Origin of the sequence: Solirubrum puertoriconensis, assembly GCF_001483135.1 — a bacterium.
Taxonomy (GTDB): Bacteria; Bacteroidota; Bacteroidia; order Cytophagales; family Hymenobacteraceae; genus Solirubrum; species Solirubrum puertoriconensis.
Genome location: NZ_LNAL01000006.1, coordinates 1 through 26,962, shown reverse-complemented (window position 1 = coordinate 26,962; position 26,962 = coordinate 1). Strand labels below are relative to the sequence as shown.

General features: G+C 59.7%; 25 protein-coding genes. 15 read left to right on the top strand and 10 right to left on the bottom strand.

Annotated features, from left to right (window positions below; translation table 11 throughout):
* Positions 1–4: 4 nt before the first annotated feature.
* The 3 genes from rocD to hemB all read left to right on the top strand — a co-directional run bounded on the left by rocD (position 5) and on the right by hemB (position 2,900).
* Complete coding sequence (gene rocD / locus ASU33_RS04945) at positions 5–1,267, top strand: ornithine--oxo-acid transaminase (RefSeq protein WP_059068858.1); 1,263 nt, start codon at positions 5–7, stop codon at positions 1,265–1,267.
* Between the two features lie 251 nt (positions 1,268–1,518).
* Positions 1,519–1,755 carry a hypothetical protein gene (locus ASU33_RS04940; protein WP_059068855.1) on the top strand — a complete coding sequence of 79 codons (237 nt, stop codon included), beginning with the start codon at positions 1,519–1,521 and terminating at the stop codon, positions 1,753–1,755.
* A gap of 152 nt (positions 1,756–1,907) precedes the next feature.
* Positions 1,908–2,900 (top strand): porphobilinogen synthase, encoded by a 993-nt coding sequence (hemB, locus tag ASU33_RS04935; RefSeq protein ID WP_059068853.1) that lies wholly within the window; start codon positions 1,908–1,910, stop codon positions 2,898–2,900.
* Positions 2,901–3,116: 216 nt separating this feature from the next.
* Here hemB and ASU33_RS04930 read toward each other — a convergent pair whose 3' ends face one another.
* The 4 genes from ASU33_RS04930 to ASU33_RS04915 all read right to left on the bottom strand — a co-directional run bounded on the left by ASU33_RS04930 (position 3,117) and on the right by ASU33_RS04915 (position 6,017).
* Complete coding sequence (locus ASU33_RS04930; protein ID WP_149867055.1) at positions 3,117–3,431, bottom strand: hypothetical protein; 315 nt, start codon at positions 3,429–3,431, stop codon at positions 3,117–3,119.
* 75 nt (positions 3,432–3,506) lie between these two features.
* Complete coding sequence (locus ASU33_RS04925; RefSeq protein WP_059068848.1) at positions 3,507–3,698, bottom strand: hypothetical protein; 192 nt, start codon at positions 3,696–3,698, stop codon at positions 3,507–3,509.
* Positions 3,699–3,765: 67 nt separating this feature from the next.
* Positions 3,766–4,467 (bottom strand): phosphatase PAP2 family protein, encoded by a 702-nt coding sequence (locus tag ASU33_RS04920; protein ID WP_160328133.1) that lies wholly within the window; start codon positions 4,465–4,467, stop codon positions 3,766–3,768.
* 170 nt (positions 4,468–4,637) lie between these two features.
* Positions 4,638–6,017 (bottom strand): APC family permease, encoded by a 1,380-nt coding sequence (locus tag ASU33_RS04915; RefSeq protein WP_059068843.1) that lies wholly within the window; start codon positions 6,015–6,017, stop codon positions 4,638–4,640.
* A 365-nt stretch (positions 6,018–6,382) separates the two neighbouring features.
* Between ASU33_RS04915 and ASU33_RS04910 the strand changes: the two genes are divergently transcribed.
* The 3 genes from ASU33_RS04910 (at position 6,383) to ASU33_RS04900 (ending at position 8,819) form a co-directional block, all read left to right on the top strand.
* Positions 6,383–7,108 (top strand): tetratricopeptide repeat protein, encoded by a 726-nt coding sequence (locus ASU33_RS04910; protein WP_059068841.1) that lies wholly within the window; start codon positions 6,383–6,385, stop codon positions 7,106–7,108.
* A gap of 71 nt (positions 7,109–7,179) precedes the next feature.
* Positions 7,180–7,896, top strand: coding sequence for an outer membrane beta-barrel protein (locus tag ASU33_RS04905; protein WP_059068838.1), 717 nt, complete (start codon positions 7,180–7,182; stop codon positions 7,894–7,896).
* A gap of 137 nt (positions 7,897–8,033) precedes the next feature.
* Complete coding sequence (locus ASU33_RS04900) at positions 8,034–8,819, top strand: SDR family oxidoreductase (protein WP_059068836.1); 786 nt, start codon at positions 8,034–8,036, stop codon at positions 8,817–8,819.
* 195 nt (positions 8,820–9,014) lie between these two features.
* Here ASU33_RS04900 and ASU33_RS04895 read toward each other — a convergent pair whose 3' ends face one another.
* Positions 9,015–9,914: an ATP-grasp domain-containing protein gene (locus tag ASU33_RS04895; protein ID WP_059068833.1), complete on the bottom strand. Its 900-nt coding sequence runs from the start codon at positions 9,912–9,914 to the stop codon at positions 9,015–9,017.
* 148 nt (positions 9,915–10,062) lie between these two features.
* A complete protein-coding gene (locus ASU33_RS04890) occupies positions 10,063–11,385 on the bottom strand; it encodes an amidohydrolase (protein ID WP_059068831.1) in 1,323 nt (440 codons plus the stop codon).
* Between the two features lie 527 nt (positions 11,386–11,912).
* On the opposite strand from ASU33_RS04890, the gene ASU33_RS04885 reads away from it, so the two are divergent.
* The 3 genes from ASU33_RS04885 (at position 11,913) to ASU33_RS04875 (ending at position 15,182) form a co-directional block, all read left to right on the top strand.
* On the top strand, positions 11,913–12,683 hold the full coding sequence (locus ASU33_RS04885) for a WG repeat-containing protein (RefSeq protein ID WP_059068828.1): 771 nt from the start codon (positions 11,913–11,915) through the stop codon (positions 12,681–12,683).
* A gap of 113 nt (positions 12,684–12,796) precedes the next feature.
* A complete protein-coding gene (locus ASU33_RS04880) occupies positions 12,797–13,510 on the top strand; it encodes an energy transducer TonB (RefSeq protein ID WP_059068825.1) in 714 nt (237 codons plus the stop codon).
* A gap of 115 nt (positions 13,511–13,625) precedes the next feature.
* Positions 13,626–15,182, top strand: coding sequence for a hydroxymethylglutaryl-CoA reductase (locus ASU33_RS04875; RefSeq protein ID WP_059068822.1), 1,557 nt, complete (start codon positions 13,626–13,628; stop codon positions 15,180–15,182).
* A 184-nt stretch (positions 15,183–15,366) separates the two neighbouring features.
* Here ASU33_RS04875 and argH read toward each other — a convergent pair whose 3' ends face one another.
* From argH to argB, 3 genes are all read right to left on the bottom strand, one after another.
* Positions 15,367–16,671 (bottom strand): argininosuccinate lyase, encoded by a 1,305-nt coding sequence (argH, locus tag ASU33_RS04870; protein WP_059068820.1) that lies wholly within the window; start codon positions 16,669–16,671, stop codon positions 15,367–15,369.
* Positions 16,672–16,857: 186 nt separating this feature from the next.
* Positions 16,858–17,928: a M20 family metallo-hydrolase gene (locus ASU33_RS04865; protein ID WP_059068817.1), complete on the bottom strand. Its 1,071-nt coding sequence runs from the start codon at positions 17,926–17,928 to the stop codon at positions 16,858–16,860.
* Positions 17,916–18,698: an acetylglutamate kinase gene (gene argB / locus ASU33_RS04860; RefSeq protein WP_059068814.1), complete on the bottom strand. Its 783-nt coding sequence runs from the start codon at positions 18,696–18,698 to the stop codon at positions 17,916–17,918. The genes ASU33_RS04865 and argB overlap by 13 nt, the downstream gene beginning before the upstream one ends.
* 673 nt (positions 18,699–19,371) lie before the next feature.
* On the opposite strand from argB, the gene ASU33_RS04855 reads away from it, so the two are divergent.
* The 5 genes from ASU33_RS04855 (at position 19,372) to carA (ending at position 24,878) form a co-directional block, all read left to right on the top strand.
* Complete coding sequence (locus ASU33_RS04855; protein WP_059068812.1) at positions 19,372–19,956, top strand: N-acetyltransferase; 585 nt, start codon at positions 19,372–19,374, stop codon at positions 19,954–19,956.
* A complete protein-coding gene (argG, locus tag ASU33_RS04850) occupies positions 19,956–21,143 on the top strand; it encodes an argininosuccinate synthase (RefSeq protein WP_059068810.1) in 1,188 nt (395 codons plus the stop codon). Before ASU33_RS04855 ends, argG begins: the two co-directional genes overlap by 1 nt.
* Complete coding sequence (argC, locus tag ASU33_RS04845) at positions 21,130–22,113, top strand: N-acetyl-gamma-glutamyl-phosphate reductase (protein ID WP_059068808.1); 984 nt, start codon at positions 21,130–21,132, stop codon at positions 22,111–22,113. The genes argG and argC overlap by 14 nt, the downstream gene beginning before the upstream one ends.
* Positions 22,113–23,252 carry an aspartate aminotransferase family protein gene (locus tag ASU33_RS04840; RefSeq protein ID WP_059068806.1) on the top strand — a complete coding sequence of 380 codons (1,140 nt, stop codon included), beginning with the start codon at positions 22,113–22,115 and terminating at the stop codon, positions 23,250–23,252. The genes argC and ASU33_RS04840 overlap by 1 nt, the downstream gene beginning before the upstream one ends.
* Positions 23,253–23,792: 540 nt before the next feature.
* A complete protein-coding gene (gene carA, locus ASU33_RS04835; RefSeq protein ID WP_059068804.1) occupies positions 23,793–24,878 on the top strand; it encodes a glutamine-hydrolyzing carbamoyl-phosphate synthase small subunit in 1,086 nt (361 codons plus the stop codon).
* A gap of 76 nt (positions 24,879–24,954) precedes the next feature.
* Here the strand turns inward: carA and ASU33_RS04830 are convergent, their stop codons facing one another.
* The gene (locus ASU33_RS04830; protein WP_059068801.1) at positions 24,955–25,329 is read right to left on the bottom strand and encodes a hypothetical protein; all 375 of its coding nucleotides are present in this window, start codon (positions 25,327–25,329) and stop codon (positions 24,955–24,957) included.
* Positions 25,330–25,497: 168 nt separating this feature from the next.
* On the opposite strand from ASU33_RS04830, the gene carB reads away from it, so the two are divergent.
* A partial coding sequence (gene carB, locus ASU33_RS20955) for a carbamoyl-phosphate synthase large subunit (RefSeq protein ID WP_149867054.1) occupies positions 25,498–26,962 on the top strand: 1,465 nt, incomplete at its 3' end.

Sequence of the window (26,962 nt, the reverse complement as noted above, 5' to 3'; positions counted from 1 at the left end):
CACTATGTCTGTTAGCACGCCTCCCGCTACCGCCGCCCCCATTCAGCTGAGCAGCCACGATTTGATGCAGCTCGAAGACCACTACGGTGCGCACAACTACCACCCCTTGCCGGTGGTGCTGAGCCGCGGCGAAGGCGTGCACCTGTGGGATGTAGAAGGCAAGCGCTACTACGATTTCCTATCGGCGTACTCGGCCGTAAACCAAGGCCATTGCCATCCGCGCATCATCAATGCCCTTACCGAGCAGGCCCAAAAGCTTACGCTTACCTCGCGGGCGTTCTTCAACGACCAGCTGGGCCGCGCCGAGAAGTACCTGTGCGAGCTGTTCAACTACGACAAGGCCCTGCTGATGAACTCGGGTGCCGAAGCCGTGGAAACCGCCCTTAAGCTGGCCCGCCGCTGGGGCTACGAGCAGAAGGGCATTGCGCCCAACCAAGCCCGCATTGTGGTAGCCGAGCACAACTTCCACGGCCGCACCACGGGCATCATTTCCTTCAGCACCGACCCCGACAGCACGGGCGGCTTCGGCCCCTACATGCCCGGCTACCAGGTAGTACCCTACGACGACTTGGCCGCCCTCGAAGCCGCCGTGCAAGACCCCCACGTGTGCGCCTTCATGGTTGAGCCCATTCAGGGCGAGGCGGGTGTGGTGGTGCCTTCGGATGGCTACTTGGCCCACGCCCACGCCATCTGCAAAAAGCACAAGGTGCTGATGATTGCCGACGAGATTCAGACGGGCCTGGGCCGCACCGGCGAGCTGCTGGCCTCGTGCTACGAGGGCCTGCACGCCGACATCCTGATTTTGGGCAAGGCCCTGAGCGGCGGCGTACTGCCGGTGTCGGCGGTGCTGGCGCGCAACGAAATCATGCTCTGCATCAAGCCCGGGCAGCACGGCTCTACCTTCGGCGGCAACCCGCTGGCTTGTGTTGTGATGATGGCTGCTTTGGATGTACTGCTTGAAGAAAAGCTGACCGAAAACGCCCGCGCCCTAGGCGAGGTATTCCGCGAGCGGATGCGCCGCGTGCAGGCCAAGCGCCCCGAGGTAGTAGAGCTGGTGCGCGGCAAAGGTCTGCTGAACGCCGTGGTGATTAAGCCTGCCCCCGACGGCCGCACCGCCTGGGATGTGTGCGTAACCCTAATGGAGCGCGGCGTGCTGGCCAAACCCACCCACGGCGACATCATCCGCTTTGCCCCGCCGTTGGTTATCACCGAGGAGCAGCTGCACGAAGCCTGCGACATCATCGAGCAGGTGATTATGGAATTTTAGAGCGCTGACTAGTTAAGCACTTACCAAGCGGACGACCTGCCCTAGGTCGTCCGCTTTTGTTTTATGTTCTTAGGCTGAATGCAGCTATTGAACTCTACTGCTAACCGCTGCTTTCTAAGCACTTATCAGATGCTCAGCTAGCGAAGTCGATAATTCGCATTGCCACGGAACGCTTTCGGCGAGTAGCACGGTTTGACGACAGCCGCGCGGCCTATGTTTGTGCCGTTGGTATTGCTTTTTATCCTACTTCTATGCTAGCTCGTTACACCCTGCTTTTCGGTATTGCGGCCCTTAGCTTGGCCAGCTGCAAAACAAGCCGCTCGGCTTTTGGCTCGCACGCGGCGCCCGCCGTGGCCATGCTCGATACCGACAGTACGCGGGTAGTGCTGATGCACGACTCGCAAAGCCCCGAGCCAACGCGCGTGGTAGTACCTGCCTCCGAAGCAGCGGCCCCCGCGGCACCTAGGGTAAAAAGCATCCACCGATAGGAATACATTAGAAGGTTTGGTTAACGACGATTGGCTCGGCATCTATGCCGGGCCAATGTTGTTTCAGGGCGTAATTATTGTCTGCCGCAAAGCGGCACCCGCGCAACTTTATCTTTGCCCCGGCTGTTTTGCCCGGTTGATCTACGTTTCTCATGGCTATAATTCCCACTCACCGCCCCCGGCGGAACCGCAAGTCCGAAGTTATCCGCAACATGGTGCAGGAGACTACGCTGTCGGTGCACGACTTTATCTATCCGTTGTTCCTCATCGAGGGCGAAAACAAAACCATTGAGGTAACGTCGATGCCGGGCATTCAACGCTTCACGGCCGACCGCCTCTTGGATGAAATCGGCCAGTGCGTCGACCTAGGCATCAAGGCTTTTGCCCCCTTCCCCAGCATCGACGACCGCCTTAAGGACCGCCTAGCCAAGGAAAGCCACAACCCCGATGGGCTGTACGTGCGCACCGTCGAGAAAATCAAGAAGGCTTTCCCCGATGTGGTGATCATGACCGATGTGGCCATGGACCCCTACTCCTCCGATGGCCACGACGGCATTGTGGATCCCGACTCGGGCGAAATCCTGAACGACGCCACGCTAGAGGTGCTTGGTCAAATGGCCTTGGCCCAAGCTCGTGCCGGTGCCGATATCATCGGGCCCTCCGACATGATGGACGGCCGCGTAGCCTGGATTCGTGATGTGCTCGACCGCAACGCTTTCTCGCACGTGAGCATCATGAGCTACACCGCCAAGTACGCCTCGGCTTTTTACGGCCCCTTCCGCGACGCCCTAGGTTCGGCCCCGAAGAAAGGCGACAAGAAAAGTTACCAAATGAACCCGGCCAACCGCCGCGAGGCCATTCGGGAATTGCGCCTCGATGAGCAGGAAGGCGCCGACATGGTGATGATTAAGCCCGCCCTGAGCTACCTCGATGTAATTCGGGAAGTGCGCGACAACACCCAGTTGCCCGTAACGGCCTACAACGTATCCGGTGAGTACGCTATGGTAAAAGCCGCTGCCCAAAATGGCTGGGTTGATGGCGAACGAACCATGCTGGAAGTACTGATGAGCATTAAGCGCGCTGGCGCCGACGCCATCCTGACGTACTTCGCTAAGGAAGCTGCGCAGGTGCTCCGCCGCGGATAATAACTTGAAGGCCCGGCAGAACTACTTTACTCTGCCGGGCCTTCGTTGTTTTTGTTCCGTCTGAAACGCTTCAGACTCGCCCTTCTGCCAGCGTCCAATGCCTCAGTTTAGCTTGGCGGTTTCAGCAAAAACGGTTCGTAGCTGTTTGTTTAGCACGCGCTCTTTTAGCGGTTCGCGGTCATTCTCAACCACCCGCCTGAAATACACGATGCGGTGTTATTGCCGATCGTACACAAAGGCGTACAGCCCGGCTGAAGCCTTGACGGCTACCGGCACATACATCCCTAGCGTGAGCAGGCCTACGCCCAGCGTTTTGGCTACTTGGCCTTGGTAGTTTTCAGATGTGCGCGTAAAGCCGTGGCGCACCGTTCCCAACACGTGGCGTGCCGGGACGCCTGCGGTAAGGCTATCGAGCACGGGAAGCGGTGCAACAGGATACAAAGTGGTGCCTTTTTGAGGCTTGCTGCGCATAAGCTGCTGCACCGCCGCTAGCACCTCGCGCTGAAGGCGCAGCTGTACTGTGGCAGGCACGGCCAACTGTTCGCTCAGGTGCAACGGCTCTTGTTGTTGAACTAACGCGGTACGCAGCTGGTCGGCTGCTTTCTGCTATAACTCGGGGCTGGGCGCGGGCTGATTGCCGGTTTGGACTAGGCTGATCAGCCCCACCGGCGGCAAATACAGCACGGGGGCAGCCTTCGAGAAAGTAAATTTTTGCGGAGCTACAACCCAGTGCACCGAGCCGCAGCCACTGCTGCTCAGCACCACAGCAGCAACTGCCAGAACCTTAAAAAGGCGCATGAATTAAGTAATCAAGGGTAGATAATAACTGCCCAAGATACTTGGCGCAACCAGATTTACGGCCGAGCTATATGAGGTTTGCCACAAAGTGCATTAGCTGACGCACGCCGGCAAACAGCTCGTCGAGTTGGTAGCTCATCAGAAAGAAGCCAACATAGAAGGGGCTGGGGTGCTTATAATGCCATTGCACAATGGGCAGCCAATAGCGCTGCCGCACGGCGGGCAGGTTGGCCGCTACGGCCGTAGCCACGCCAATGATGCCGCCCGCTACCAAATCGGTGGGGTAATGCAGCCCTAGGTAGAGCCGGGGCACGCAGATAAAGAACACCACGTAGAGCAGCGACGCAATGCCAATAGGCCGCGACAGAAATAGCATTCCGGTGGCCAACGCAAAGAAGATGGTGGCGTGGTCGCTCGGGAAAGAGCTGTTATCGGCCGAGTCGGCCAACAGCTGCGGGTGTACCGGCTCGAGTTGCATCTCGGTGTTGTGCAGGGGCCGCGGGCGCTCCGGAAATGCGTGCGTAAGCATGCGCGTTGCGGCCATGCCAACGAAGCACCCTGCCAACACGCCTATAACGATGCTGCGGCAGGCATTGCCGCTGGGCGTGTCGCCGCACTTAAACCACGTCCACCACAACACCACGGTGAAAATTACCCCCTTCAGTAAATTGTTATAACTCAAAAAATCGAGGCAGGTATCGAGCAGAGCAGATTGGTGCACATACTGGTTTAGCCACTCCAGTATTACGCGGTCGAATGTGGGTAGCATAGCCTTCGGGTGGATAAACGGTGGCACAAGGAGCGGCAAAAACATACATAATTTAATAGTTAATAATTGATCAATACCATTTTATATAAGTTTTTTCTGCCTCCTTGCTCTCATATACCCCCCTATCTGCTTCCTATTTGTGGTTTTATAAACCTGCCGATTTTGTTGACCTAACGCTGCTCAAACGGCCAACGCCCTTGCCGCCTGTTGATCCCCAGAAAAACGAGCGCACCTAGGGCAATGACGGCCAGGCCCGAGAGCATGAATGACCATCCTGTACTCCACAAAACCAGGAGCCATACCACTACGGCGGCCACCACTGGCAGCGGGTAAAGCGGCATTCGGAAAGGCAAGCCCGCCGTGCCCCTACGCCGCCGCAACAGCACCAACCCTACCGCTTGGCCCACAAACTGCACCAAGATGCGCATGGCCAGAATGGCGTTGATCACTGCAGCCAGCTTAAATAGCAGGCTGAACACAAAGCCCGCCCCACCCAGCACCAGCAACGACACGTACGGGAAGTGCTTGGTGGGGTGCAGGCGCGCAAACACCGGCAAAAACTCGCCATCGGCTGCGGCGGCGTACGGAATGCGCGAATAGCCCAGCAACACCGCAAACAACGAGGCAAACGCCACCCACAGCACCAGCGCCGTGGCTGCTAAAGCTGCCTTGTGGCCAAACAGCCGCTCCACAAAGGTGCTCACAATAAACTCCGACTGCGCCGCTTCGGCCCAGGGCAGCACGCGCGCCACGCTGTAGTTGAGCAGCAGGTACAGCGCCGCAATGCCCAGTATGCTCAGAAAAATAGCCCGCGGGATAATGCGTGCCGGCTGCCTGATTTCGGCCCCTAGGTGGCACACGTTGTAGTAGCCCAAGTAGCTGTAGATGGTTTTGACGCTGGCCTGACCTAGGGCCACTGCCGGCAGCACAAACCAGCCCTTGGCGGCATCGGCCGCGGCTACCGGCGTGAGCGGCGGAAACGGCACCGGCTCGTGGCCCAGTAACAGGCCGCTGCCAATCAGGCCTACCATCAGCACCAACACGCCCACCCACAAAGCCACGCCCAGCTTGCCCACCGAGCCAATGCGCCGGTACAACAGCGCCACCAGCAACACTACCACCGTGCCGCTCACTAGCTTGGGCTGCCACCACTCAGGCAACGGCACCAAGTAAGCGAAGTACTGCGCAAAGCCAATGGCGCCCGAGGCCACCACCAGCGGGGCCTGCACCAGGGTTTGCCACACGTACAAAAACGACATCAGCCGGCCCCAGGTGTGCTCGCCGTAAGCCAGCTTCAGGAAACGGTACGAACCACCGGCCTCGGGGTACGCGGCACCCAGCTCCGACCAAATCAGCCCATCAATCACCGAGAGCACCGCCCCCGCCACCCACGCCCACAAAAAGCAGGGGCCGAGCAGCTGCATTACCAGCGGCAGCACCACAAACGGCCCAATGCCCACCATGTCGATCATGTTGAGGGCAGTGGCTTGCAGCAAGCCCAGCTCGCGGCGTAGTGTATCGGCCGAGTTGGTGGTAGAGGTTGTGGGCATAGTCGGAATGTTTGTGGCCGGGCCTCGGCGCGAAGTAACTGCTTTCGGGCACCTAGGGTTTTGACGCACCCGATCAAAGCCAGATTGCTGTGTACAAACGTGCGGCGCCGCACCAGCGCCGTTGCGTGCCGCTGCTTTTCTTGGCTTACCAGGCAGTACTGCCGCAGCTTATGGCACCTAGCGGCGCAACGCTCGCATTGCGCTTGCAAAGCACCGTGCCCCCCTGCCAATGTATTTTATTAATCTTACCGCCAAACTCCTCGGCGCACTAGGTTGTGCACTAGAGTGGCACCTCTGCACGTTTAGCTTGCTGTCTAAGCATGGGGCGAGGCTACCTTTACCCAGCAAGGCGAAACCCTTAGTTCATGAAATACCATGTTTTGATTGGGGCCCTGGCCGCCCTGCTGGGCGCAGGCGCACCGGCCACTGCCCAAAAAGTGAAAACCAAAGTGAAGGGCGCCGCTGCGGCCGATTTGTCGTTGGCGGCCCGCCGGCAGCTGCCGCTGTTTGGGGGCCTTACGCCGCAAGCCGCGCAGCAATTGGTGGGCGAGCCGTACCTTAAAGGCCTGGAGCAAAGCTTTGCGTCGCGTACCGAAGCCAGCCAGTTTTTTGCCAACAAAGGCTACGAATACATCAACGAGGGCCAAGCCGATACGGCGCGTTACCGCTTTAACTTGGCTTGGCTGCTCGACCCCAAGAACCCTGATGCCTACCGCGGCTTGGGCTTGCTAGCTGCCAACACCTCACCCGACCAAGCCATCGGCTTGTTCAGCCAAGGCTTGGCACTATCGCCCAACAATGCCCAACTGCTTGCCGACCTAGGCAGCGGCTATTTGTTGCGCTACGGCCAAACCAAAAAGACCAAAGACTTGAAGGGCGCCGAGGAGCAATTGCGCAAGGCCATTGCAACCGATGCAAACAGCTCGTACGCCTGGCAACAGCTGGCGTGGGTGCAGTTCTACCAAAACGACTTTGCCCAAGCTTGGGAGTCGTTGCACAAGAGCAGCACGCTTAATTTCAGCGGCGTCGACTTTGAGTTAGTGACCAGCCTGAAAGACAAAATGCCCGATCCGAAAGGCTTGTTTAAGTAAGCCGCAGCCCTTTGCCCACAACGCAGCCCGCGCCGCTGGCGTAAGCGGGCTGCTTACCATTCCTCTCCTTCGTGCGCATAACCAACTTATTGCTCGGGGCAGCCTTGCTGGCGCCGCTGGCCGCGTCGGCACAAGCCCCGCGCCGCCACTTCGATGCGCAAGGCCGCGCTTACTTCCGGGGGCCGCTGCGCCTGTCGGTTGGCGGCGGTATTGCCCTGTACAACGGCGACCTTACCGCGAACCTAGGCGACAACTTTATTGGACCCGCCGGGCAGCTCGGCTTGGTGTACACCTGGCGCCCGCACTGGAGCGTGGGCGGCGAGGCCACTGCCTTCCAAATCGGAGCCCGCGACCAATTGCCCGAGCGCAACCTGGCGTTTAGGGGGCGCAACTTGGCGGTTGCGGCGTTTGTGCGCTACGAGCCGCTGCGCGACCCATCGTGGTACGCCGGCACGCGCAACCGTTTTGCTCGCGTAAAGCCTTTTCTGAAAGCCGGGGTGGGCTACCTGCTCTATAACCCCAAGGCCTACAACGGCACCGAGCGCCCCACCAACTCCACCACCTACCTTTCGCCCGAGCGGCCCGATTACACCGCCACCGGCATTACGGTACCCGTGGGTGGCGGCTTGTCGTTTTTCCTTACTCGCCGGTTTTGGCTCACGGCTGAGGGCGCGTACGGCTTCACCACTACCGACCACCTCGACGACGTGAGCCAACGCGGCAACCCCGACCGCAACGATGGCTACGGCACTGTTACGCTAAAACTCGAATACCAATTAGGCAAGTAATTGGTACTGGGTATTGAGTAGTAGACAGGCATTCCGCGCCTTGGCTGGCGTTTAGGCCTCCCCATGCTTCGGTACTCGCTGCTGATTACCACCTGCTCAGACCCACTACCAAATACCAACTTCTAACTACTTCTTGTATGCCTTTTCCTGCTGATGCAGCAACGTGCTGGTCGCTACAAGGCCGTGTTTTTTTGGTAACGGGTGCTTCGGCGGGCATTGGCGCGGCCGTGGCGGCCGAGCTGCTTGGCTTTGGGGCTACGGTGGTAGCGGCCGCGCGCCGTCCCGCGCCGCTGCAGCAGGCCGTAGCCGAGTGGCAGCAGCAAGGCCTCGATGCCCATGCCATACCCGCCGACGTGAGCACGGCTGCTGGCCGCCAAACCTTAGTGGAGCAAATACAGGCGCAGTTTGGTCGGCTCGATGGGCTGGTGAACAACGTGGGCACCAACATCCGCAAGCCCACCACGGCGTACTCCGACGAGGAGTACCGCCACGTGATGCAAACCAACCTCGACTCGGCTTTTCACCTGTGCCAGCTGGCTTACCCCCTGCTGAAGGCCAACCAGCAGGGCAGCATCGTGAATATATCATCGGTGGCGGGGCTTACCGCTGTGCGCACCGGCGCCGTGTACGCCATGACGAAGGCCGCCATGGTGCAGCTTACCCGCTACCTGGCCGCCGAGTGGGCCCCCGACGGCGTTCGGGTGAACTGCGTAGCGCCGTGGTACATCAGCACGCCACTGGCCGCCGGAGTGCTCAGCAACGAGAGCTACCTGCAGAACGTGCTCGACCGCACCCCCATGCGCCGCGTAGGCGAGCCGCACGAGGTAGCCGCGGCCGTGGCCTTCCTGAGCTTGCCCGCTGCCAGCTACATCACCGGCCAAACGCTTTCGGTCGATGGCGGCTTTGTGGGCTACGGGTTTTAAGCTGTAGCGGTGTAGCGTGGGCTTCAGCCCGCGTTTGCTCGAACTGTGTCGTTGTGCGTTTTTCGTTCAACTGCAATTGTTCTAACAAACGCGGGCTGAAGCCCACGCTACATTCCGCTGACCCTGAGCAGCTATTAGAAACGGTTATCCGTGGACGCAGACTGCAACCGTTGGTCGGCGTAGCCAAAATTCGTGCTATAGCTCAACTTTAGTGGCCTGCGTTAGTCGCAGCAGGGCTTCGTAGTAACGCTGGTAGGCAGCTTCGCCCTCCGAATCCATGTACAGGAAGGGCTCGATCATCTCCAGTTCCATCAGCCAGAAACCGCCATCGGGAGCTTCTACTCCATCCACGCGGGCGTAGAGGCAGTCTTCGGCAAAGCGCTCGACGATATCCTGCGCTACCGCCAGAATAGCGGCGGCCGGTGTTTCGGGGTGGATGGCCCCGCCGTGGAAATGCTGCACCCGGAAGTCGCCCGACTTGGGGGTTTTGCGCACGCAGTGGCTGAGCTGTCCACCAAAAAATACCAACGACCATTCGCCCGTGGTATGGATTTGGGGCAAGAAGGGTTGGGCCATGAAGTCAGCTTCATCAACCAGGGCCTGTAGCTGCTCCACGGCCGCATTGGCTTCTGCCAGACCTAGGGCAAAGGTATCCTTGGCGCCGCCGCTTACGGAAGGCTTCAGCACCAGGCGCTCGGTACCGAGTTCGGCCAGCAGGGCAGCGGGCTCCACGCGGCTGCCGCGGGGCAGCCAGTGCGTGGGCACAATGGGCACACCGGCCTGCTCCATAGCGCGCAGGTACAGCTTATCGGCGTTGTGGCGCACAATGTTGGTGGGGTTGAGCAGGCGCACGCCGCGGGCGTCGAGCTCGTTCAGCCAGCTGTGGAACTCGGTGGGGCGGTCGAAATAGTCCCACGGCGACTTCAGCACGGCCACATCAAAGGCTTCCCAACGCACGCTGGCATCGGTCCAGGAAACGTAGCTGACCTGCACGCCGCGGGCGCGGAGGTAATCGGCAAGCTGCTGGTCTTCGGCGGCTACGTTGGTAGCGGCGTACTGAGCCAGCGCATCGCAAGAAACTAAGGCAATATGCATAGGTACGAAAGCAAGAAAACCGCCCTAGGTGCAGCGGCTCCAAATGGGCCGCAAAGGTACCACCATCGGGCCCTGGCTCAAACAAAAAGCCCGCCGTACCTAGGGCACGGCGGGTTTGCGACAGATAAAACAACGAGGCTTGCGGCAGCTACTTCATCTTGCCGCTGAGGTAATCGACGGCGAGGTTAGAGAGGGTGCGCACACCTAGGCCAAAGCCGCTTTCATCGAGGAAGAAACCAGGGGTGTGGTGCGGCGCGGTGGTAGCAGGGTCTACACCTTTCGGCATACCGCCTAGGTACAGGTACACGCCGGGCACTTTCTCTTGGTAACAACCAAAGTCTTCGGCGCCGGTTACGGCCTTCATCTCGCTCACGGCGCTGGCGCCCGCCACGTTGCGCAGCGTGGGCAGGGCTTGTTGCAGCAGGCGTGGGTCGTTGTAAGTCAGCGGGGCGGCGGCGCGCACCTCCACCTCGGCGGTAGCGCCGGTGGCTTCGGCAATGTTGGTGGCCACACGGCGTACGCTTTGGGCCAGCAGCTCGCGGGTTTGGGCATTGAGGGCGCGCAGGGTGCCTTGCAGCTCCACTTGCTCCGGTATAATGTTGTTGCGCACTCCCCCATGAATCATGCCCACGGTAACTACTGCGGCATCCTCGGTTAGCTGCACCTCGCGGCTCACGATGGTTTGCAGCGCTACCACAATCTGCGAAGCCGTAACCACCGGATCAACGGCCAGCCAGGGGTACGCCCCGTGTGCCGACTTGCCCTTCACCCGAATCTGGAATACGTCGGCGCTGGCCATCATGCCGCCGGCGCGGTACTTAATCTGCCCGGCTTCGGTTTGCGCATTGATGTGCAGGCCAAATACTGCCTCAACTTTAGGGTTGTCGAGCACACCTTCTTTCACCATCAGGGCGGCGCCGCCCTCTTCGCCTGCGGGCGGGCCTTCTTCGGCGGGCTGGAAGATGAACTTAACGGTGCCGTGCATGTCTTTCTTGAGCTGACTGAGCACGTTGGCCGTGCCAAGCAGCATGGCCACGTGGCTATCGTGGCCGCAGGCGTGCATTACGCCTACTTCCTGGCCGTTGTATTGGGTGCGCTCTTTGGAGGCAAACGGCACCTTGCGTTCTTCGGTAACGGGCAGCGCATCCATATCGGCGCGCAGCGCCACCACGGGGCCAGGCTTGCCGCCGCGCAGTATGCCCACCACGCCGGTTTTGCCCACGCCGGTTTGCACTTCCATCCCTAGGCGCTTAAGCTCGGCGGCCACAATGCCGGCCGTGCGGGTTTCGCGGTTGCCTAACTCGGGGTGCTCATGAATATCGCGGCGCCAGGCAATTACCTGCGGCTCTACGCGGGCTGAAAGCGCATCGATGCGCCCGGCTAAAGGATTCTTTTTTTGCGCTTCGGCCGGGGCCGAGTTCAGGGCCAGCAGCCCGGTAGCAGCGGCCAGCAAAACAGGAAGGCGGAACATTGGCGCCAGGTAAGGGTAGGAGTATGCCCGCCAAGGTACAACACGGCACGCATCCCTAGGTGTGGCTGCCCAGGTCAGCCACCGGCAACCGAAACCTGGTGCACCTGTGGAGGAGTTGCTGCAGCTGCGGGTTTTGCTTTGTGCTTGGCTGCTCCAACGGGCACGCCGCCCGCTAACCACTGCTGCTATAACTGCTCGGCACCTTCGGTATCTTAACATGTAAATATTGTCAAAAACAAAGAATACTCAGTCATAGAAATTATCTTTTCTGGTCTCGCAAAAGCTACTTATGATGTTTGCAATAGCACGGGCAACCGACAAAAAGGAATAAAATCGCAGTTGAATACTGCCCCTGCAGCACTGGAAAGCCTCTGCTAATGCTAGTTAAGAAACGGCGGCCAGCAGCCACGCGCATTCTGCATAGCCTGATGCAGGGTTTAGCACGGCTACGGCTCGGTTTATCGGAAATTGTGTATTTTCGGGATGCTGGAACGTTACTCCTCCACCCACCTCCAGCTCTCCACCGCATGAAACGCATTTTTTGGCTGCCGTTGGCCTTTGCGCTTAGCTATGTCGCAGCGGCTCAGCCTGCTCCGGCTCGCCTGGTGCCCTGCCGCAAAGGCAACCAGTGGGGCTACGCCGACCGCCAAGGTCGCATGGTGCTACCCTTGCGCTACGACGAAGCCGGTCCGTTCGTCGACGAGGTAGCGTGGGTGCGCATTGGCAAGTGCTACGGCTACATCGATGGTGGCGGCAATACCATTACGCCGGTGCATTTCGAGCAGGCCTCCAACTTTCAGCAGGGCCGCGCCACGGTGGTGCTCAAGGGCGAAACCTTTGATATTGACGTATCGGGCCACCGGCTTACTGAGCCGCGCGAGCAGCCCGAGGAAGATTACTTGGCCCAAGGCGACCCGCTCCGCCGCGACGGGAAAGTGGGTTTCCGGTTCTCCGTGGGCAATGCCGTGGTACCGCCCGTGTACGACGAGGTACGGGACCTGTACCACGACGGCCTACTGCTGGTGCGGCAAGGCCCTAAGTGGGGCGTGTTGGATAACCGCGGCCGCCAGCGCCTGCCTCTCACCTTCGACAACATTCGGGCTACCGAGCAAAACGGCTACGCCTACCCCATTGTGGAGCAGCAAGGCCGCTTTGGCTATCTAGGGCCCAACGGCAAGCTCATCATCAAGCCTAAGTACGCGGCCGCCGAACCCTTTGTAGCCGGCGTAGCCCGCGTAACTACCCCCGAAGGCAAAGTAGGCTACGTGGATGATGAAGGCCGCGAGTACTTCGATTAACCACCTGCGGGCGTAAGTTGCGCAACACAGTTCGAGCAGTAACTTGCCACGATGGCGCCGTATACCACCTAGGGCGGTACCAGCGTTTGCCGCTCAGCTAAACTCACCTAGGCATGCTCCACGCCCTGCCCATCACCAACGTTCGGCTGCAGCCCTGCGCCGTAGCGGCCGATAAGCTTACGGCCGTTGTGGGCGGGCATTTCTGCTCCGATTGCCAGCGCGTGGTGCACGACTTCACCAACGCCACGCAGCTTGAGTTGGCTGAAGCCCGGGCTGCCTCGCCCGATGGCCGGCTGTGCGGCCGCTTTCAGCAGACGCAATTGGCTACGACACCTATGCTGCGGCCGAAACTTCGGTGGTTTTTGGCCGCTTTGGTGTTGGTGGTTGTGCAGGGCTTGTCAGCACAGCAGGCGTGGGCGCAAGTGAAAACCGCATCGAGGGTGGCGCGCATCCCACAGCATACCCACCAGGATGATTTCGAAATTTCGGGCATAGTGGCCGGAGGTATAGCAGCAGAGCAAATGCCCCGATTCAAGGGAGGCATGCAAGCACTTGTTACCTACCTGAAAGCCAATACACGCTACCCCGCCACGACGGCTGAAGGCCGCGTGTTTGTGCATTTCATTGTTGCCAGAAATGGCAGCATCCGAGGGGCAACGGTAACCAAGGGATGCAACCCGTTGCTCGACGCGGAAGCTTTGCGTGTGATTCGGCAAATGCCCGCTTGGGAGCCGGCAAAGCACAACGGGCAACCAGTAGACATGGCGTATACCATACCAATTACTTTTTCGCGGCCACCGGCTTCCTCGTCTAAGCGCACGCCTTAAACGAGGCTCCGCTGCGGCCTGCAATACTTTTCGGGTAGCATCTATCCCGGAAAGTCTTAAACTTATAGCCGGAGCCTACTCCTAGGTTCTCCACAACCCGAACTTCCCTCCGGCCATGATCTTCACCCCGAGTCCCATGCTGCTGAAGCTGCTGTACACCCGCGGCAGTTTGCACAACCTCCCCGATAACGGCGGCGTTGCTTTCTCGCTGAAAAACCGCCTTGACACGGTTCGCCTCACGCGCATCGATCAGGTACATGTAGATGGGCGCACCCTTGGGCCGGAGCAGATTACCATCGACCTAGGCAATGGCAACATCCGGCCGGCCACGGAAATTGGCGAAGGCGGCGGCTTGGAGTTTCCGGTGGGGCAAAGCATTACGTTGCGCCTGCACACCAATCCGCTGCCCGAGGGCATGCACCCGGTGCAGCTGCAGTTCCAAACCGACCCCTTCGGCGAGCTGCAAGTGGAGGTAGAAGACGCCATTGTGCAGCAAGACCAGCGCGTGCGCATCCCGCGTTTCGAGCCCGACGATTACGCCGAAGCCGCCATTCAGGCGCGGCAACGCTTCGCCCAGGATTTCACCAACCAGGAGTTCGAGCACATCACCAAGTACTCCTTCGACCCACACCAGCTTAAAGGCAACTGCGAGCATTTCGCGGGCGTGGCGCAGGTGCCCATTGGGCTGGCCGGCCCCCTGCGCGTAAATGGCGAGCATGCCCAAGGTGATTTCTTGATTCCGATGGCTACCACCGAGGGCACCTTGGTAGCCAGCTACAACCGCGGCATGCAGCTGCTCAACTTAAGCGGCGGCGTGAAGTGCACCGTTATCGGCGATGCCATGCAGCGCGCCCCGGTATTCGTGTTCGACGACGCCCGCGGCGCCCGCGACTTCAGCCGCTGGGTAGAAGAGTGTATCGACAAGATCCGCCACGAGGCCGAAGCCACCTCCCGCGTGGCCAAGCTGCAGTACATCGATACCTACCTGGCCAACAAGTTTGCGTACCTGCGCTTCAACTACAGCACCGGCGACGCGGCCGGGCAGAACATGGTAGGCCGGGCCACCTTTGCGGCGTGCTCTTGGATACTGGCCAACTACCAAGGCGCGCCCATCCGCAACTTTTACCTCGAGTCGAACTTCGCTACCGACAAGAAAGCCTCGCAGATAAACGTGATGCGTACCCGCGGCAAACGCGTGGTGGCCGAGGCCGTGATTAAGCGCGATGTGCTGCAGCAGCGCATGCGCGTAACGCCCGAGCAGCTGGCCTACCACGGGCAAGTAGCCAACGTGGGCGCGTTTATGTCGGGTGCCAACAACAACGGCCTTCACTCGGCCAACGGCATTACGGCCATGTTCATCGCTACGGGCCAGGACGTAGCCAACGTGTCGGAGTCGTCGGCGGGCATCATTTACTCGGAGCGCACGCCCGAAGGCGACCTGTACCTGAGCATCACCATTCCTTCGCTGATTGTAGCCACCCACGGCGGCGGCACCGGTCTGGCCACCCAAAACGAGTGCCTGCGCATGCTGGGCTGCACCGGCCGCGGCAGCGTGAACAAGTTTGCCGAGATAGTGGCCGGCGTGGTGCTGGCCGGCGAGCTAAGCTTGGCGGCCGCCATCAGCAGCAGCGACTGGGTAAGCTCGCACGAGCAGTACGGCCGCAACCGGTAATATTCCGAGCAAAGACATATCTCATTGCTCCTCTTGAACAACAAAGCCACCAGCCGTGCTGCTGGTGGCTTTGTTGCATTGTAGCGTGGGCTTCAACCCGCGTTTGCCAGAACGAGCTACGCTGCATACCCTACACAGCGGCAATGTTTTGGCAAACGCGGGCAGAAGCCCACGCTACAGGTGGCTACATGCCAAACAAGCGGCTGCCTTGTTGCAGGCGCTCCACCTTCTGCTGAATCACCTCCAGCCCTAGGTTGTGCACGCTGCCTAGGTGCGTGGTGCTAAACTCCTTGTGCGGCACGTAGCTGCCGTCCTCCACGGCTTGCCCCACCTCTTTGTAAGCCGTGCGGAAGGGCGTACCAGCTTGAATAAGTTGGTTGATATTTTCCACCGTGAACACGGCGTCGTACTTCGGCTGATCGAGCAGACTGGGCTTGATCTTAAGCTGCGGCAACGCGAAGAGCACGATGTCCAGAATGTCGAGCAGTTGGGTCATCGGCTCGAACAGAATTTCTTTCAGAATCTGGAAGTCGCGGTGGTAACCGCTGGGCAGGTTGTTGGTCACCAGCATCAGCGTGTTCGGCAGCGCCTGCAGGGCGTTGCAGCGGGCCCGAATGAGCTCGAACACGTCGGGGTTTTTCTTGTGCGGCATGATGCTAGAGCCCGTGGTGAAAGCAGCGGGCAGCTCCACAAACGCTAGGTCCTGCGAGTTGTAAAGGACCAAGTCGTAGGCCATCTTGGAGAAGGTGGCGGCCATGCCGGCAATGGCAAAAGCTAGCGTTTTTTCGGTTTTGCCGCGTAGCATTTGGGCGCCTACGGCACTCACCGCCATCTGGCCAAAGCCCAGTTCCGCAGTGGTCTGCTGCCGATCGATGGGGAACGAGCTGCCGAAGCCGGCACCCGACCCTAGGGGGTTTTGGTCGGCTACGGTGTGGGCGGCTTCGAACAAAGCCAAATCGAGCAGCAGGTGCTCGGCGTAGGCTGAAAACCACAACCCGAATGAGCTGGGCATGGCCGCCTGAAAGTGGGTATAGCCCGGCATCAGGTCGGCTTGGTGCGCCTCGGCTTTCTGCAGCAGCACGCTTACTAGCTCCAGCACCTTGGCGGCGGTGCGCTCAGTATAGTCCTTCAGGAACAACTGAATAGCTGTGAGCACCTGGTCGTTGCGCGAGCGGGCCGTATGAATCTTCTTGCCCGCGTCACCGAACTTCTCGGTGAGGTAATACTCAATTTTGGAGTGCACATCCTCGAAGCTTTCGTCGATGGTGAAGCTGCCTTCCTCTACCTGCGCGGCCAGCTCCGCAAGGCCTTGCTGTAGCTGCTCATTTTCGGCATCCGAAATCAGCCCGGCTTTGGCGAGCATGTTGGCTTGCGCTTTCGAGGCCTGCACGTCGAATTTGGCCAGGTACATATCCAGTTCCCGGTCGCGGCCCACGGTAAACGCCTCAATTTTTTTATCGACGGCAATGCCCTTATCCCAGATTTTCATGTGTGTTCGGGTGTGAAACTAAAGCTAGTTCCCCTCCTCAGATGAGGAGGGGCTAGGGGTGGTTGAAAAACTAGAGCTAAGGCTACCTAGGGCTCGGCGGACATTCAACGATTGTCAACCACCCCTAGCCCACGCCGCTCCAGTCGCGGAATTCATCTGAGGAGGGGAACTAGTTTGTAGCTCTAATCAAAAACTGAAACCTTCCAGCAGCTCTACATACCCGCTGATGCCGCCGCGAATTTCGCTGAGCAGGATGTACTCGTCGGGGGTGTGCGAACGGGCCGAGTCGCCCGGTCCAATTTTGATGGTGTTGAACGGCATCACGGCTTGGTCGGAGAGCGTGGCCGAGCCGAATGCCTTCCGACCAAGGGCCTGCCCGCGCTGCACCAGCGGGTGCTCGGGCGCGATGCGCGAGGAGTTGAGATGCAGCGACCTAGGCGTGACTTCGGCCCCAATGTGCTCCTGCACCGTACGCACCACGTCGGCGTTGGAGTAGAACTCGTTGGTGCGCACATCTACCACAAAGTGGCAGCGGTCGGGCACTACGTTGTGTTGCGAGCCGGCCTGCACCTGCGTTACGGTCATCTTTACGGGGCCAAGCAGCTCCGACACCTGCGGAAAGCGGTATTGCCGAATCCACTCGATATCCTGCACAGCTTTGTAGAGCGCGTTTTCGCCCTCGTCGCGGGCGGCGTGGCCGGTGCGGCCGTGCGCTACGCAATCGAGCACTACCAGGCCTTTTTCGGCAATGGCCATGTCCATTTGGGTGGGTTCGCCCACAATCCCTAGGTCGATGCGTCCCAGCTGAGGCAGGATGCTGCGCACCCCACCGGCCCCGGAAATTTCCTCTTCGGCCGTGATGGCGCAAATGAGGTTAAACTCCAGGTCGGGGCGCTGCCGGAAATGCAGAAAGGTGGCCAGCAAGCTCACGGCCGAGGCGCCGGCGTCGTTGCTGCCGAGGCCGGTAAGCCGGTCGCCCTCCACTGCCGCCCCGAACGGGTCATAGGTCCAGGAGGCGCCGGGTTTCACCGTGTCGTGGTGCGAGTTGAGCAGGATGGTAGGCTTGCTGGCATCGAAGTGCTCGTTCACGGCCCACACGTTGTGGCCCGCGCGCTGCGGCTCGGCGCCGTGCTGCGCCAGGAAATCAACCAGCAGCTTGGCCGTTTGGTCTTCTTCGCGCGAAAACGAGGGCGTTTTGATCAGCTGAATCAGCAGCGCAATGGCCTCGTCGGCAAACGGTGCGGCTAGCTGCGGCATAGCACGGTTTTGATGGGCTCGTTGATGTTCAGCGCGTGCTCAATAACCACCTTTTCTACGCCGGCTTCCAGGGCTGCAAAGGCGTTGTCGAGCTTCGGAATCATGCCGGCGGCAATTACGCCATCGGCTTTTAGCTGCTGGTACTGCGCGGGCACAATCTGCGGAATCACCGAGTTGTCGTCGTTTACATCGAGCAGCACGCCGTTTTTCTCGAAGCAGTAGTGCAGCTCCACCTCGTAGCGGCCGGCGAGGGCGCGCGCTACGGTGCTGGCAATGGTATCGGCGTTGGTGTTTAGCAGCTGGCCGTGGCCGTCGTGGGTTATGGCACAGAGCACGGGCGTAAGCTCGGCCTGAATAAGGGTGTGCAGCGTAGCCGCATCAACGCTGTTGGCGGGCAAGTCGCCCACGAAGCCGTAGTCTATGTCTTTCACCGGGCGCTTCACGGCCCGGATAACGTTGCCATCGGCTCCCGACAGACCTAGGGCGTTTACGCCGCTGGCCTGCAGCAGGGCCACTAACTGCTTGTTGGTTTTGCCCGCATAAAACATGGTTACGACGTCGAGCGTGGCGGCATCGGTAATACGGCGACCCTGCACCATTTGGGGGGCAATGCCTAGGTCGCTGAGCATCTGGCTGGCGCCTTTGCCGCCGCCGTGCACCAGTATTTTGCGTCCTGGCACCTGCGCAAACGCCTGCACAAAGCGGTGCAGCTGCGCGTCGTCGTCGAGCACGCCGCCTCCAATTTTGAATAGTTTGAGGGTTTCTTTCATCCAAAAGTCAGCAGAGAAGCCCGGTACGCACTTTCTCGCCCTAGGTGGTGGTTGCCCGCTTGGAGCTGAGGCAGTAAAGCGGCGATTAGTTGCGCATTTTTTTGCGGCCGGGCCGACAAAGTTTCCGAAAAAAAACATCTAGTATTGCAACGTTTTTCCGGTACTACTCATTTACACCGGCAGAAAACTCTCCTTCTGGCCCTTTAGGGCGTTGGTGCTTGTCATGATTCGTTTCTCCTCTCTTGCGCAATTGCGACGATCGAATAGGATCGTGCGAATTAAGCCAGCCTAGAGCTGGCTTGCCGACAGCCGTTTGCGTTTGCCCCAAGTGCCCACCGGCGGCTCCGCTCCAAGTAGCGGAACAATCAAGAGAACCGAATCACAGACCGACAACAATCAGATCCGAGTGTAGGACGCGGTATATGTACTGAAGGTGGCCTGGCGTAACTGCCCCACCTGAGCAACGCCACTTACTTAGCGCGTTGCCCGCCCCAGCCAATCTCTTACTGGCACTCTTCCCCGGATACCGAGCCCCGCCCAGGCGGCTTGGTCGTTGCAACATCGGCTTCCATTGCCCCCGTTGCGCCGCGTACGGCTCCCGTACATCTGCTGCTTTTCCTGACCGCTGACTTTTTGCCGCGCCGAGCAGGCCGGTACCATCGTCTACACCCCAATGATTTTACGAGTGGCTAATGCTGCCGACGTGCAGCATGTAGAAACGCTTTGTCAATGGTACGAGGAATCGGCCAAGCAGCGGGGCGTGGGCATCGCCAAGCGCGACCCTAACTACCTGAAGAAGAAGATGGAAACCGGCAACGCTATCATAGCCTTCATCGGCGAAGAGCTGGCGGGTTTCTGCTACATCGAAACCTTTGAGGACCAGAAGTTCATCGTCAATTCGGGCCTGATTGTGAACACCGAGCTGCGCAAAGAGGGCCTGGGCCGCGCCATCAAAAACGCAGTGTTCAAGCTCTCGCGCTCGAAATACCCCGGCGCTAAGCTGTTCGGCATTACCACCTCCGGGCCGGTAATGAAAATGAACACCGAGCTGGGCTACAGGCCGGTGGCCTTCCCCGATCTGACGCAGTCCGACGACTTCTGGAAAGGCTGCGCGTCGTGCAAATACTACCCCATTCTGGAGGAAAACCAGCGCCGCATGTGCCTGTGCACCGGCATGCTGTACGATAACCTCAACGACGAATACGGGCAGCAGCCGCAAGAAACCATCAACTTCATCGAAGAACCCCAAAAGCGCTAATGAAAAAGGTAGTTCTCGCCTACAGCGGCGGGTTGGATACGTCCTACTGCGTTGTGTATCTGACGAAAGAACTGGGCCTGGAAGTCCACACGGTCATCGTCAACTCGGGCGGCTTCTCCGAAGAGGAGCTGGCCGGCATCGAAAAGCGCGCCTATGAGATGGGCTCGAAGCGCCACGAAGTGATTGACGTAACCGAGCGGTTTTACCAGGAGTGCCTGCGCTATCTGCTGGCGGGGAACATCCTGAAGAACGATACCTACCCGCTGAGCGTCAGCGCCGAGCGCATGTTCCAGAGCCTCGCTTTGGCCGAGTATGCCCGTGAAAACAAGGCCGACTACATTGCCCACGGCAGCACCGGCGCCGGCAACGACCAAGTGCGCTTCGACGTGGCGTTTTCGGTGATTTCGCCCAACACCGAAATCCTCACGCCCATCCGCGATTTGCGCCTGTCGCGCCAGCAGGAAATCGAATACCTGCAGGCCAACGGCGTGGAGATGAGCTGGGAAAAAGCCAAATACTCGATCAACAAGGGTATTTGGGGCACCAGCGTGGGGGGCGTCGAAACGCTGACCTCGCGCCAGGGCCTGCCCGAGTCGGCTTGGCCAACGCAGCTCTCGGCAACCGAGCCGCAGGAAATCAGCATCACCTTCGAGAAAGGTGAGCCGGTAGCGCTGAACGGCGAGGCCATGAAGCCGGTAGACCTGATTGTAGCCTTAAACGAGCTGGCCGGCAAATACGCCATCGGCCGCGACACGCACGTAGGCGACACTATCCTAGGTATCAAAGGCCGCGTGGGCTTCGAGGCCCCAGCTCCGCTAATCCTCATCAAAGGCCACCACCTGCTCGAGAAGCACACTTCCTCGCGCTGGCAGCTGCTGCACAAAGACTACATCGCCAACTGGTACGGCACCTTGCTGCACGAGGCCCAGTACCTCGACCCGGTGATGCGCGACATGGAGGCTTTCCTGGAGTCGTCGCAGGAGCGGGTGTCGGGCACGGTGTACGTTTCGCTGAAGCCTTACCAATTTGAGCTCCTAGGTATCGAGTCGCCCTACGACATGATGCAGTCGAAGGTGGCGACCTACGGCGAGGAGAACAACGCTTGGGATTCACGCGACGCGAAGGGCTTCATCAAGATTTTCAGCAACCAGCTGCGCATTCACGCTTCTTTCGATGAGCAAAATTAAGGTTGGCATTGTTGGCGGGGCGGGCTACACGGCCGGCGAGCTGATTCGCATTCTGCTGCACCACGAGTTCGTGGAACTGGGTGCTATTGTCAGCTCGTCGAGCGCGGGCAAGCCGGTGCATGAGGCACACGATGACCTAGTAGGCGAAACGGACCTGCACTTTGCTGCGGAGCTTGCCGGCGACGAAGACGTGGTGTTCCTCTGCCTGGGTCACGGCAACTCGCGGGCGTTTCTAGAGAAGCACCAGCTGCCGGAAACCACCCACGTCATCGACCTCAGCAACGACTTTCGCCTAGGTGCTGATCGGGAGTTTCAGGACCGGGAGTTCGTGTACGGGCTGCCGGAGCTGAACAAGACGCGCATTCAGCAGGCCCAAAGCATTGCCAATCCCGGCTGCTTTGCCACGGCCATTCAGCTGGCGCTGCTGCCGCTGGCCCAGGCCGGCCGCCTCACCGACGACGTGCACGTATCGGCCATTACCGGCTCAACGGGTGCGGGTCAGAGTCTGTCGGAGACGGTGCACTTCTCGTGGCGCTCTAATAACGTGTCCATCTACAAGCCTTTCACGCACCAGCACCTAGGGGAAATTGGGGAGAGCCTAGAGCAACTGCAGCCCGAGCTGGCAATGGACATCAACTTCATTCCCTACCGCGGCAACTTCACTCGGGGCATCTTCGCCAGCGTCTACACGCCGTCGGAGCTGACACAGGAGGAAGCGCGCGAGCTGTACCAGAAGTTCTACGCAGACGCGCCGTTTACCACGGTGTCGGACAAGGAAGTGCACCTGAAGCAGGTAATGAATACCAACAAGTGCCTGTTGCACGTGCAGAAAATCGGCAAGCAGCTGCTCATCACCTCGGTTACCGACAACCTGGTGAAGGGCGCTTCGGGCCAAGCCGTCCAGAACATGAACCTGCTCTTCGGCCTGCCCGAAACGACAGGGCTTCACCTCAAATCGGTGCTTTTCTAATGGAGCTTTTCAACGTCTATCCGCTCAACGACATCACACCAGTTCGCGCCCTAGGTGCGCAGCTGTGGGATGACAAGGGGAAGCAGTACCTCGATTTCTACGGTGGCCACGCTGTAATCAGCATCGGCCACAGCCACCCGCACTACGTGCAGCGCATTACCGAGCAGGTGCAGAAAATCGGCTTCTACTCCAACTCGGTTCACATTCCGATTCAGCGCGAGCTGGCCGAGAAGCTGGGCGAGGTATCGGATTACCCGGACTACACGCTGTTTCTGTGCAACTCGGGCGCCGAGGCTAACGAGAATGCGCTGAAGCTGGCGTCCTTTCACACTGGCAAAAGCCACGTTATTGCGTTCAAAGGCGCATTTCACGGCCGCACGTCGGGCGCAGTAGCCGCTACCGACAATCCGAAGATTGTAGCGCCGTTCAACGCTGGTCACCCTATTACTTTCCTACCCTACGACCTAGGGGAAGTAGAGCGCGTGCTGCAAGAGGGCAACACCTGCGGCGTCATCATCGAGCCTATTCAGGGCGTGGGCGGTATCATCATGCCTTCAGACGAGTTCCTGCAGGGGCTGGAGCAGCTGTGCCAGCAGTACGGCGCCGTACTCATTGCCGACGAAGTGCAGAGCGGCTTCGGACGCAGCGGCAGGTTTTTCGCGCACCAGCACGCCGGCGTACGTCCGGACATCATTTCGGTGGCCAAGGGCATGGGCAACGGCTTCCCCATCGGCGGCATCCTTATTTCGCCGGAATTCAAGGCTTCCTACGGGCTGCTGGGTACCACCTTCGGCGGCAACCACCTGGCCTGCGCTGCCGCGCTGGCAGTGCTGGAGGTAATCGAGCAGGAAAACCTGCTGGAGCACGCCGCCCAGATGGGCGAATACCTGAAAACGGAGTTGTTGGCCCACAGCGGCGCGCAGGAAGTGCGCGGGCGGGGCCTAATGGTGGGCATCAAATACGATTTCCCCATCAAGGACGTGCGCGATAAGCTGCTAACGGAGCATCACATCTTCGTCGGCAACGCGTCGGATCCGACGGTGCTGCGCCTGCTGCCGCCGCTCAACATCAAGCGAGCGGAAGTTGACCAGTTTTTGCAGGCGCTGTACGCAATTATTCCGGCGGAAGTGAGAAGGTAAGCGACTTGTGGCCTAACTTGCGGCCTTAATGAGTGGCACCACGAGGTTCACGAGCAAAGCTCACCTTCTGATTAGCCGCACGCTGCCATTGCCCATTGCGGCGCAGCACCCGGCTGGCTCTTTCCAGGAAAGAGCAGCCACCGAATTTTCTTTCCAGCAGCCGAGCCGACCAGACTTTCCGATGCCTGACATCTGGAAGCGGTATGGCGCGGGACCGATTGATATACCTTCTTTCGCTCCCGTTTGGCTTAAGTCCTCGTTCGGCTGGAATAGACCCCTGATGTTTGGTTCTGTTCCAGCCGAAATTGTTTCCAGGCAGTTCCGAAAGCGTGCCGTGACGCGAAAATTCGTTTCGCGACGAGTCGTAAGCGAGTGTTCGGCACTACGCAGTTCCGCCTTGATGCCGACAGCGCCACGCGGAACGGATTTCCGCGCTACGAGCGCACCTGCCGCTCCCGCCCGGCGCAATGCAATAAGCAACGGCCTGCCTGATTACCGCAGAAAATCAACCATAGCATAAACCCTTTTTCGCAGAACAGAGTGGAAAACGCTAAATCGGTGAAGCTAGTGCTCGAAGACGGCACCGAAATCCAGGGCAACTCCTTCGGGGCATTTACCTCGGCCGCGGGCGAAGTGGTGTTCAGCACGGCCATGACCGGCTACCCCGAAAACCTCACCGATCCGTCCTTCGCCGGGCAGATTCTGGTGCTCACCTACCCCATCGTAGGCAACTACGGCGTGCCGGGCGAGGAGCTGTATGAGTCGATTTCCCGCATTTTCGAGTCGGACAAGATTCACGTGGCCGGCCTGGTGGTAAACTACTACTCCGAGGAGCACAGCCACTGGAACGCCGCCAAGAGCCTCGGCGACTGGCTGGCCGAGTACAACATACCCGGCATCTACGGCGTGGACACCCGCATGCTCACCAAGAAGCTGCGCGAGAAGGGCGCCATGCTCGGCAAAATCGTGGCCGAGCAGGACGTGCCCCTGCACGACCCCAACCAGGACAACCTGGTGGCCCAGGTGAGCCCCGAAGGCGTGCAGCACTACGGCACCGGCAAAAACAAAATCGTGCTGGTGGACTGCGGCACCAAGACCAACATCATCCGCTGCTTCCTGGAGCGCGACGTGGAGCTGATCCGCGTGCCCTGGGACTACGACTTCACCCAGCTCGACTACGACGGCCTGTTCCTAAGCAACGGCCCCGGCGACCCGAAAATGTGCGTGCCCACCATCGAGCACCTGCAGAAAGCCCTGCAGCAGGACAAGCCCATCTTCGGTATCTGCCTGGGCTCCCAGCTCATGGGCCTGGCCGCCGGCGGCGACACCTTCAAGCTCAAGTACGGCCACCGCAGCCACAACCAGCCGGTGAAGCTCACGGGCACTCAGCGCAGCTACATCACCAGCCAGAACCACGGCTTCGCGGTGGACACCGCCACGCTGCCCGCCGAGTGGGACATGCTGTTCGAAAACCTCAACGACGGCACCTGCGAAGGCATCAAGCATAAAACCAAGCCCTTCTTCTCCACCCAGTTTCACCCCGAAGCCGCCGGCGGCCCCCAGGACACGGAGTTTCTCTTCGACCAGTTCCTGGACGAGGTAGAGAAGTACAAGGCTGGCAAGTAGCCGAAAGCCCAAGCTCAGCACGACGAAAAAGAACGTCATGCTGAGCTTGTCGAAGCATCTCTACCGCTTCGCTGAATTAAGAACGGGGCTGAAGCAGATGCTTCGCGTACTCGGTGTAAATCATGCCGCCTGCTACGAATTTGTCAGCAGAAGCACCATAAGCTTCAGCAGCAAAAGAAAGCGCGTCTTCTACTGAATAGAACTCGTGGGTTACCCCATAAGGAGCATCCTCCGGGTCCAGCACGGAAAACTCATGCACGTCGTGAAAGTCTTGGTCACCTTCATCAAGGGATTCGAAGTAGGTGATAGTAAACTGACTTCTGTCTTTGCCAATGGATAACCATCTGATAAAGGAGTACTCAGCTTCTTGCTCATAGGAAAGCCATTGCTCGACTTCCTTTCCAAGATGGACACGAGCTTTTAGTTCTGCAGTAGACAGGTACGTTGACATTGTTGCCGATTTAGAGCATAACCTCCGGAAACGCAAGAGCAAACTGGTAGAGATGCTTCGACAAGCTCAGCATGACGCTCTAACGACGTCGTTCTAACAAACACAAAACCTCACGCCGGCAGTTGCCGGGCTAGCCGGGAGCGTAGCTCCCACCACCGCACACGATAGATGGAAAAACCGCAGAAAGTCCTCATCCTCGGTTCCGGCGCCCTCAAAATTGGGGAGGCCGGTGAGTTCGATTACTCCGGTTCGCAGGCCCTCAAGGCGCTGAAAGAGGAAGGCATCCGCACCATCCTCATCAACCCCAACATTGCCACCGTGCAGACGTCGGACGACATTGCCGACGACGTGTACTTCCTGCCCGTGACGCCCTACTTCGTGGAGGAAGTCATCAAGAAGGAGCAGCCCGACGGCATCCTGGTGGCCTTCGGCGGCCAAACGGCCCTGAACTGCGCCGTGGCCCTGTACCGCGCCGGCGTGTTCGAGAAGTACAACGTGCGCGTGCTCGGCACGCCCGTGCAGAGCATCATCGACACCGAGGACCGCGACATCTTCAAGGAAAAGCTCGACCAGATCGGCGTGCTCACGGCCCGCAGCGAAGCCGTAACGACGATGGAAGACGCCTTGGCCGCGGCGGAGCGGATTGGTTTCCCCATTATCGTGCGCGCCGCCTTTGCCCTAGGTGGCCTGGGCAGCGGCTTCGCCAACAACATGGACGAGCTGCGCACCCTGGCCCAGAAATCCTTCTCGACCTCGGACCAGATTCTGGTGGAAGAGTCGTTGAAGGGCTGGAAGGAAGTGGAGTACGAGGTGGTGCGCGACCAGTTCGACAACTGCATCACCGTCTGCAACATGGAGAACTTCGACCCCATCGGGATTCACACCGGGGAGAGCATCGTGGTGGCTCCGTCGCAGACGCTGAGCAACCGCGAGTACCACAAGCTGCGCAGCATCGGCATCAAGACCATCCGCCACCTGGGCATCGTGGGCGAGTGCAACATTCAGTACGCCCTCGACCCGCACTCGGAGGAATACCGCGTGATTGAGGTGAATGCGCGTCTGTCGCGTTCCTCGGCCCTGGCTTCCAAGGCCACGGGCTACCCGCTGGCTTTCGTGGCCGCCAAGCTGAGCCTGGGCTACTCGCTGGCCGAGCTGAAAAACAGCGTCACGCAGACCACTTCGGCCTTCTTCGAGCCGTCGTTGGACTACCTGGTGGTGAAGCTGCCGCGCTGGGACTTGAGCAAGTTTTCGGGCGTGCAACGCCAGATCGGCTCGGCCATGAAGAGCGTGGGCGAGGTTATGGCCATCGGCAAAACCTTCGAGGAAGCCGTGCAAAAGGGCCTGCGCATGCTCGACACCGGCCGGCGCGGCTTCGTGGCCAACAAGCCCGAGCCCATCGACCTGGCGGACCTCGACCGGCTGCTGAGCGAGCCGAACGAGGAGCGCATCTTCGCCATCAACGAGGCCTTCCAGGCCGGCTACGACGTGGAGCGCGTGTACGAGCTGACGCGCATCGACCGGTGGTTTTTGCAGCGCCTCTACGGCATCTACCAGCTGAGCCTGCAGCTCGGTGAGAAGCGCCACGAGGGCGGCCTCGACGCCCTCGACACCGACCTGCTGCGCCAGGCCCTRT

What these genes read in the sequence shown, in the direction of transcription:
- rocD (WP_059068858.1), top strand. Translation starts at nt 5, where the DNA reads ATGTCTGTTAGCACGCCTCCCGCTACCGCCGCCCCCATTCAGCTGAGC.
- ASU33_RS04940 (WP_059068855.1), top strand. Translation starts at nt 1,519, where the DNA reads ATGCTAGCTCGTTACACCCTGCTTTTCGGTATTGCGGCCCTTAGCTTG.
- hemB (WP_059068853.1), top strand. Translation starts at nt 1,908, where the DNA reads ATGGCTATAATTCCCACTCACCGCCCCCGGCGGAACCGCAAGTCCGAA.
- ASU33_RS04925 (WP_059068848.1), bottom strand. Translation starts at nt 3,698, where the DNA reads ATGCGCCTTTTTAAGGTTCTGGCAGTTGCTGCTGTGGTGCTGAGCAGC.
- ASU33_RS04920 (WP_160328133.1), bottom strand. Translation starts at nt 4,467, where the DNA reads ATGCTACCCACATTCGACCGCGTAATACTGGAGTGGCTAAACCAGTAT.
- ASU33_RS04915 (WP_059068843.1), bottom strand. Translation starts at nt 6,017, where the DNA reads ATGCCCACAACCTCTACCACCAACTCGGCCGATACACTACGCCGCGAG.
- ASU33_RS04910 (WP_059068841.1), top strand. Translation starts at nt 6,383, where the DNA reads ATGAAATACCATGTTTTGATTGGGGCCCTGGCCGCCCTGCTGGGCGCA.
- ASU33_RS04900 (WP_059068836.1), top strand. Translation starts at nt 8,034, where the DNA reads ATGCCTTTTCCTGCTGATGCAGCAACGTGCTGGTCGCTACAAGGCCGT.
- ASU33_RS04895 (WP_059068833.1), bottom strand. Translation starts at nt 9,914, where the DNA reads ATGCATATTGCCTTAGTTTCTTGCGATGCGCTGGCTCAGTACGCCGCT.
- ASU33_RS04890 (WP_059068831.1), bottom strand. Translation starts at nt 11,385, where the DNA reads ATGTTCCGCCTTCCTGTTTTGCTGGCCGCTGCTACCGGGCTGCTGGCC.
- ASU33_RS04885 (WP_059068828.1), top strand. Translation starts at nt 11,913, where the DNA reads ATGAAACGCATTTTTTGGCTGCCGTTGGCCTTTGCGCTTAGCTATGTC.
- ASU33_RS04880 (WP_059068825.1), top strand. Translation starts at nt 12,797, where the DNA reads ATGCTCCACGCCCTGCCCATCACCAACGTTCGGCTGCAGCCCTGCGCC.
- ASU33_RS04875 (WP_059068822.1), top strand. Translation starts at nt 13,626, where the DNA reads ATGATCTTCACCCCGAGTCCCATGCTGCTGAAGCTGCTGTACACCCGC.
- argH (WP_059068820.1), bottom strand. Translation starts at nt 16,671, where the DNA reads ATGAAAATCTGGGATAAGGGCATTGCCGTCGATAAAAAAATTGAGGCG.
- ASU33_RS04865 (WP_059068817.1), bottom strand. Translation starts at nt 17,928, where the DNA reads ATGCCGCAGCTAGCCGCACCGTTTGCCGACGAGGCCATTGCGCTGCTG.
- argB (WP_059068814.1), bottom strand. Translation starts at nt 18,698, where the DNA reads ATGAAAGAAACCCTCAAACTATTCAAAATTGGAGGCGGCGTGCTCGAC.
- ASU33_RS04855 (WP_059068812.1), top strand. Translation starts at nt 19,372, where the DNA reads ATGATTTTACGAGTGGCTAATGCTGCCGACGTGCAGCATGTAGAAACG.
- argG (WP_059068810.1), top strand. Translation starts at nt 19,956, where the DNA reads ATGAAAAAGGTAGTTCTCGCCTACAGCGGCGGGTTGGATACGTCCTAC.
- argC (WP_059068808.1), top strand. Translation starts at nt 21,130, where the DNA reads ATGAGCAAAATTAAGGTTGGCATTGTTGGCGGGGCGGGCTACACGGCC.
- ASU33_RS04840 (WP_059068806.1), top strand. Translation starts at nt 22,113, where the DNA reads ATGGAGCTTTTCAACGTCTATCCGCTCAACGACATCACACCAGTTCGC.
- ASU33_RS04830 (WP_059068801.1), bottom strand. Translation starts at nt 25,329, where the DNA reads ATGTCAACGTACCTGTCTACTGCAGAACTAAAAGCTCGTGTCCATCTT.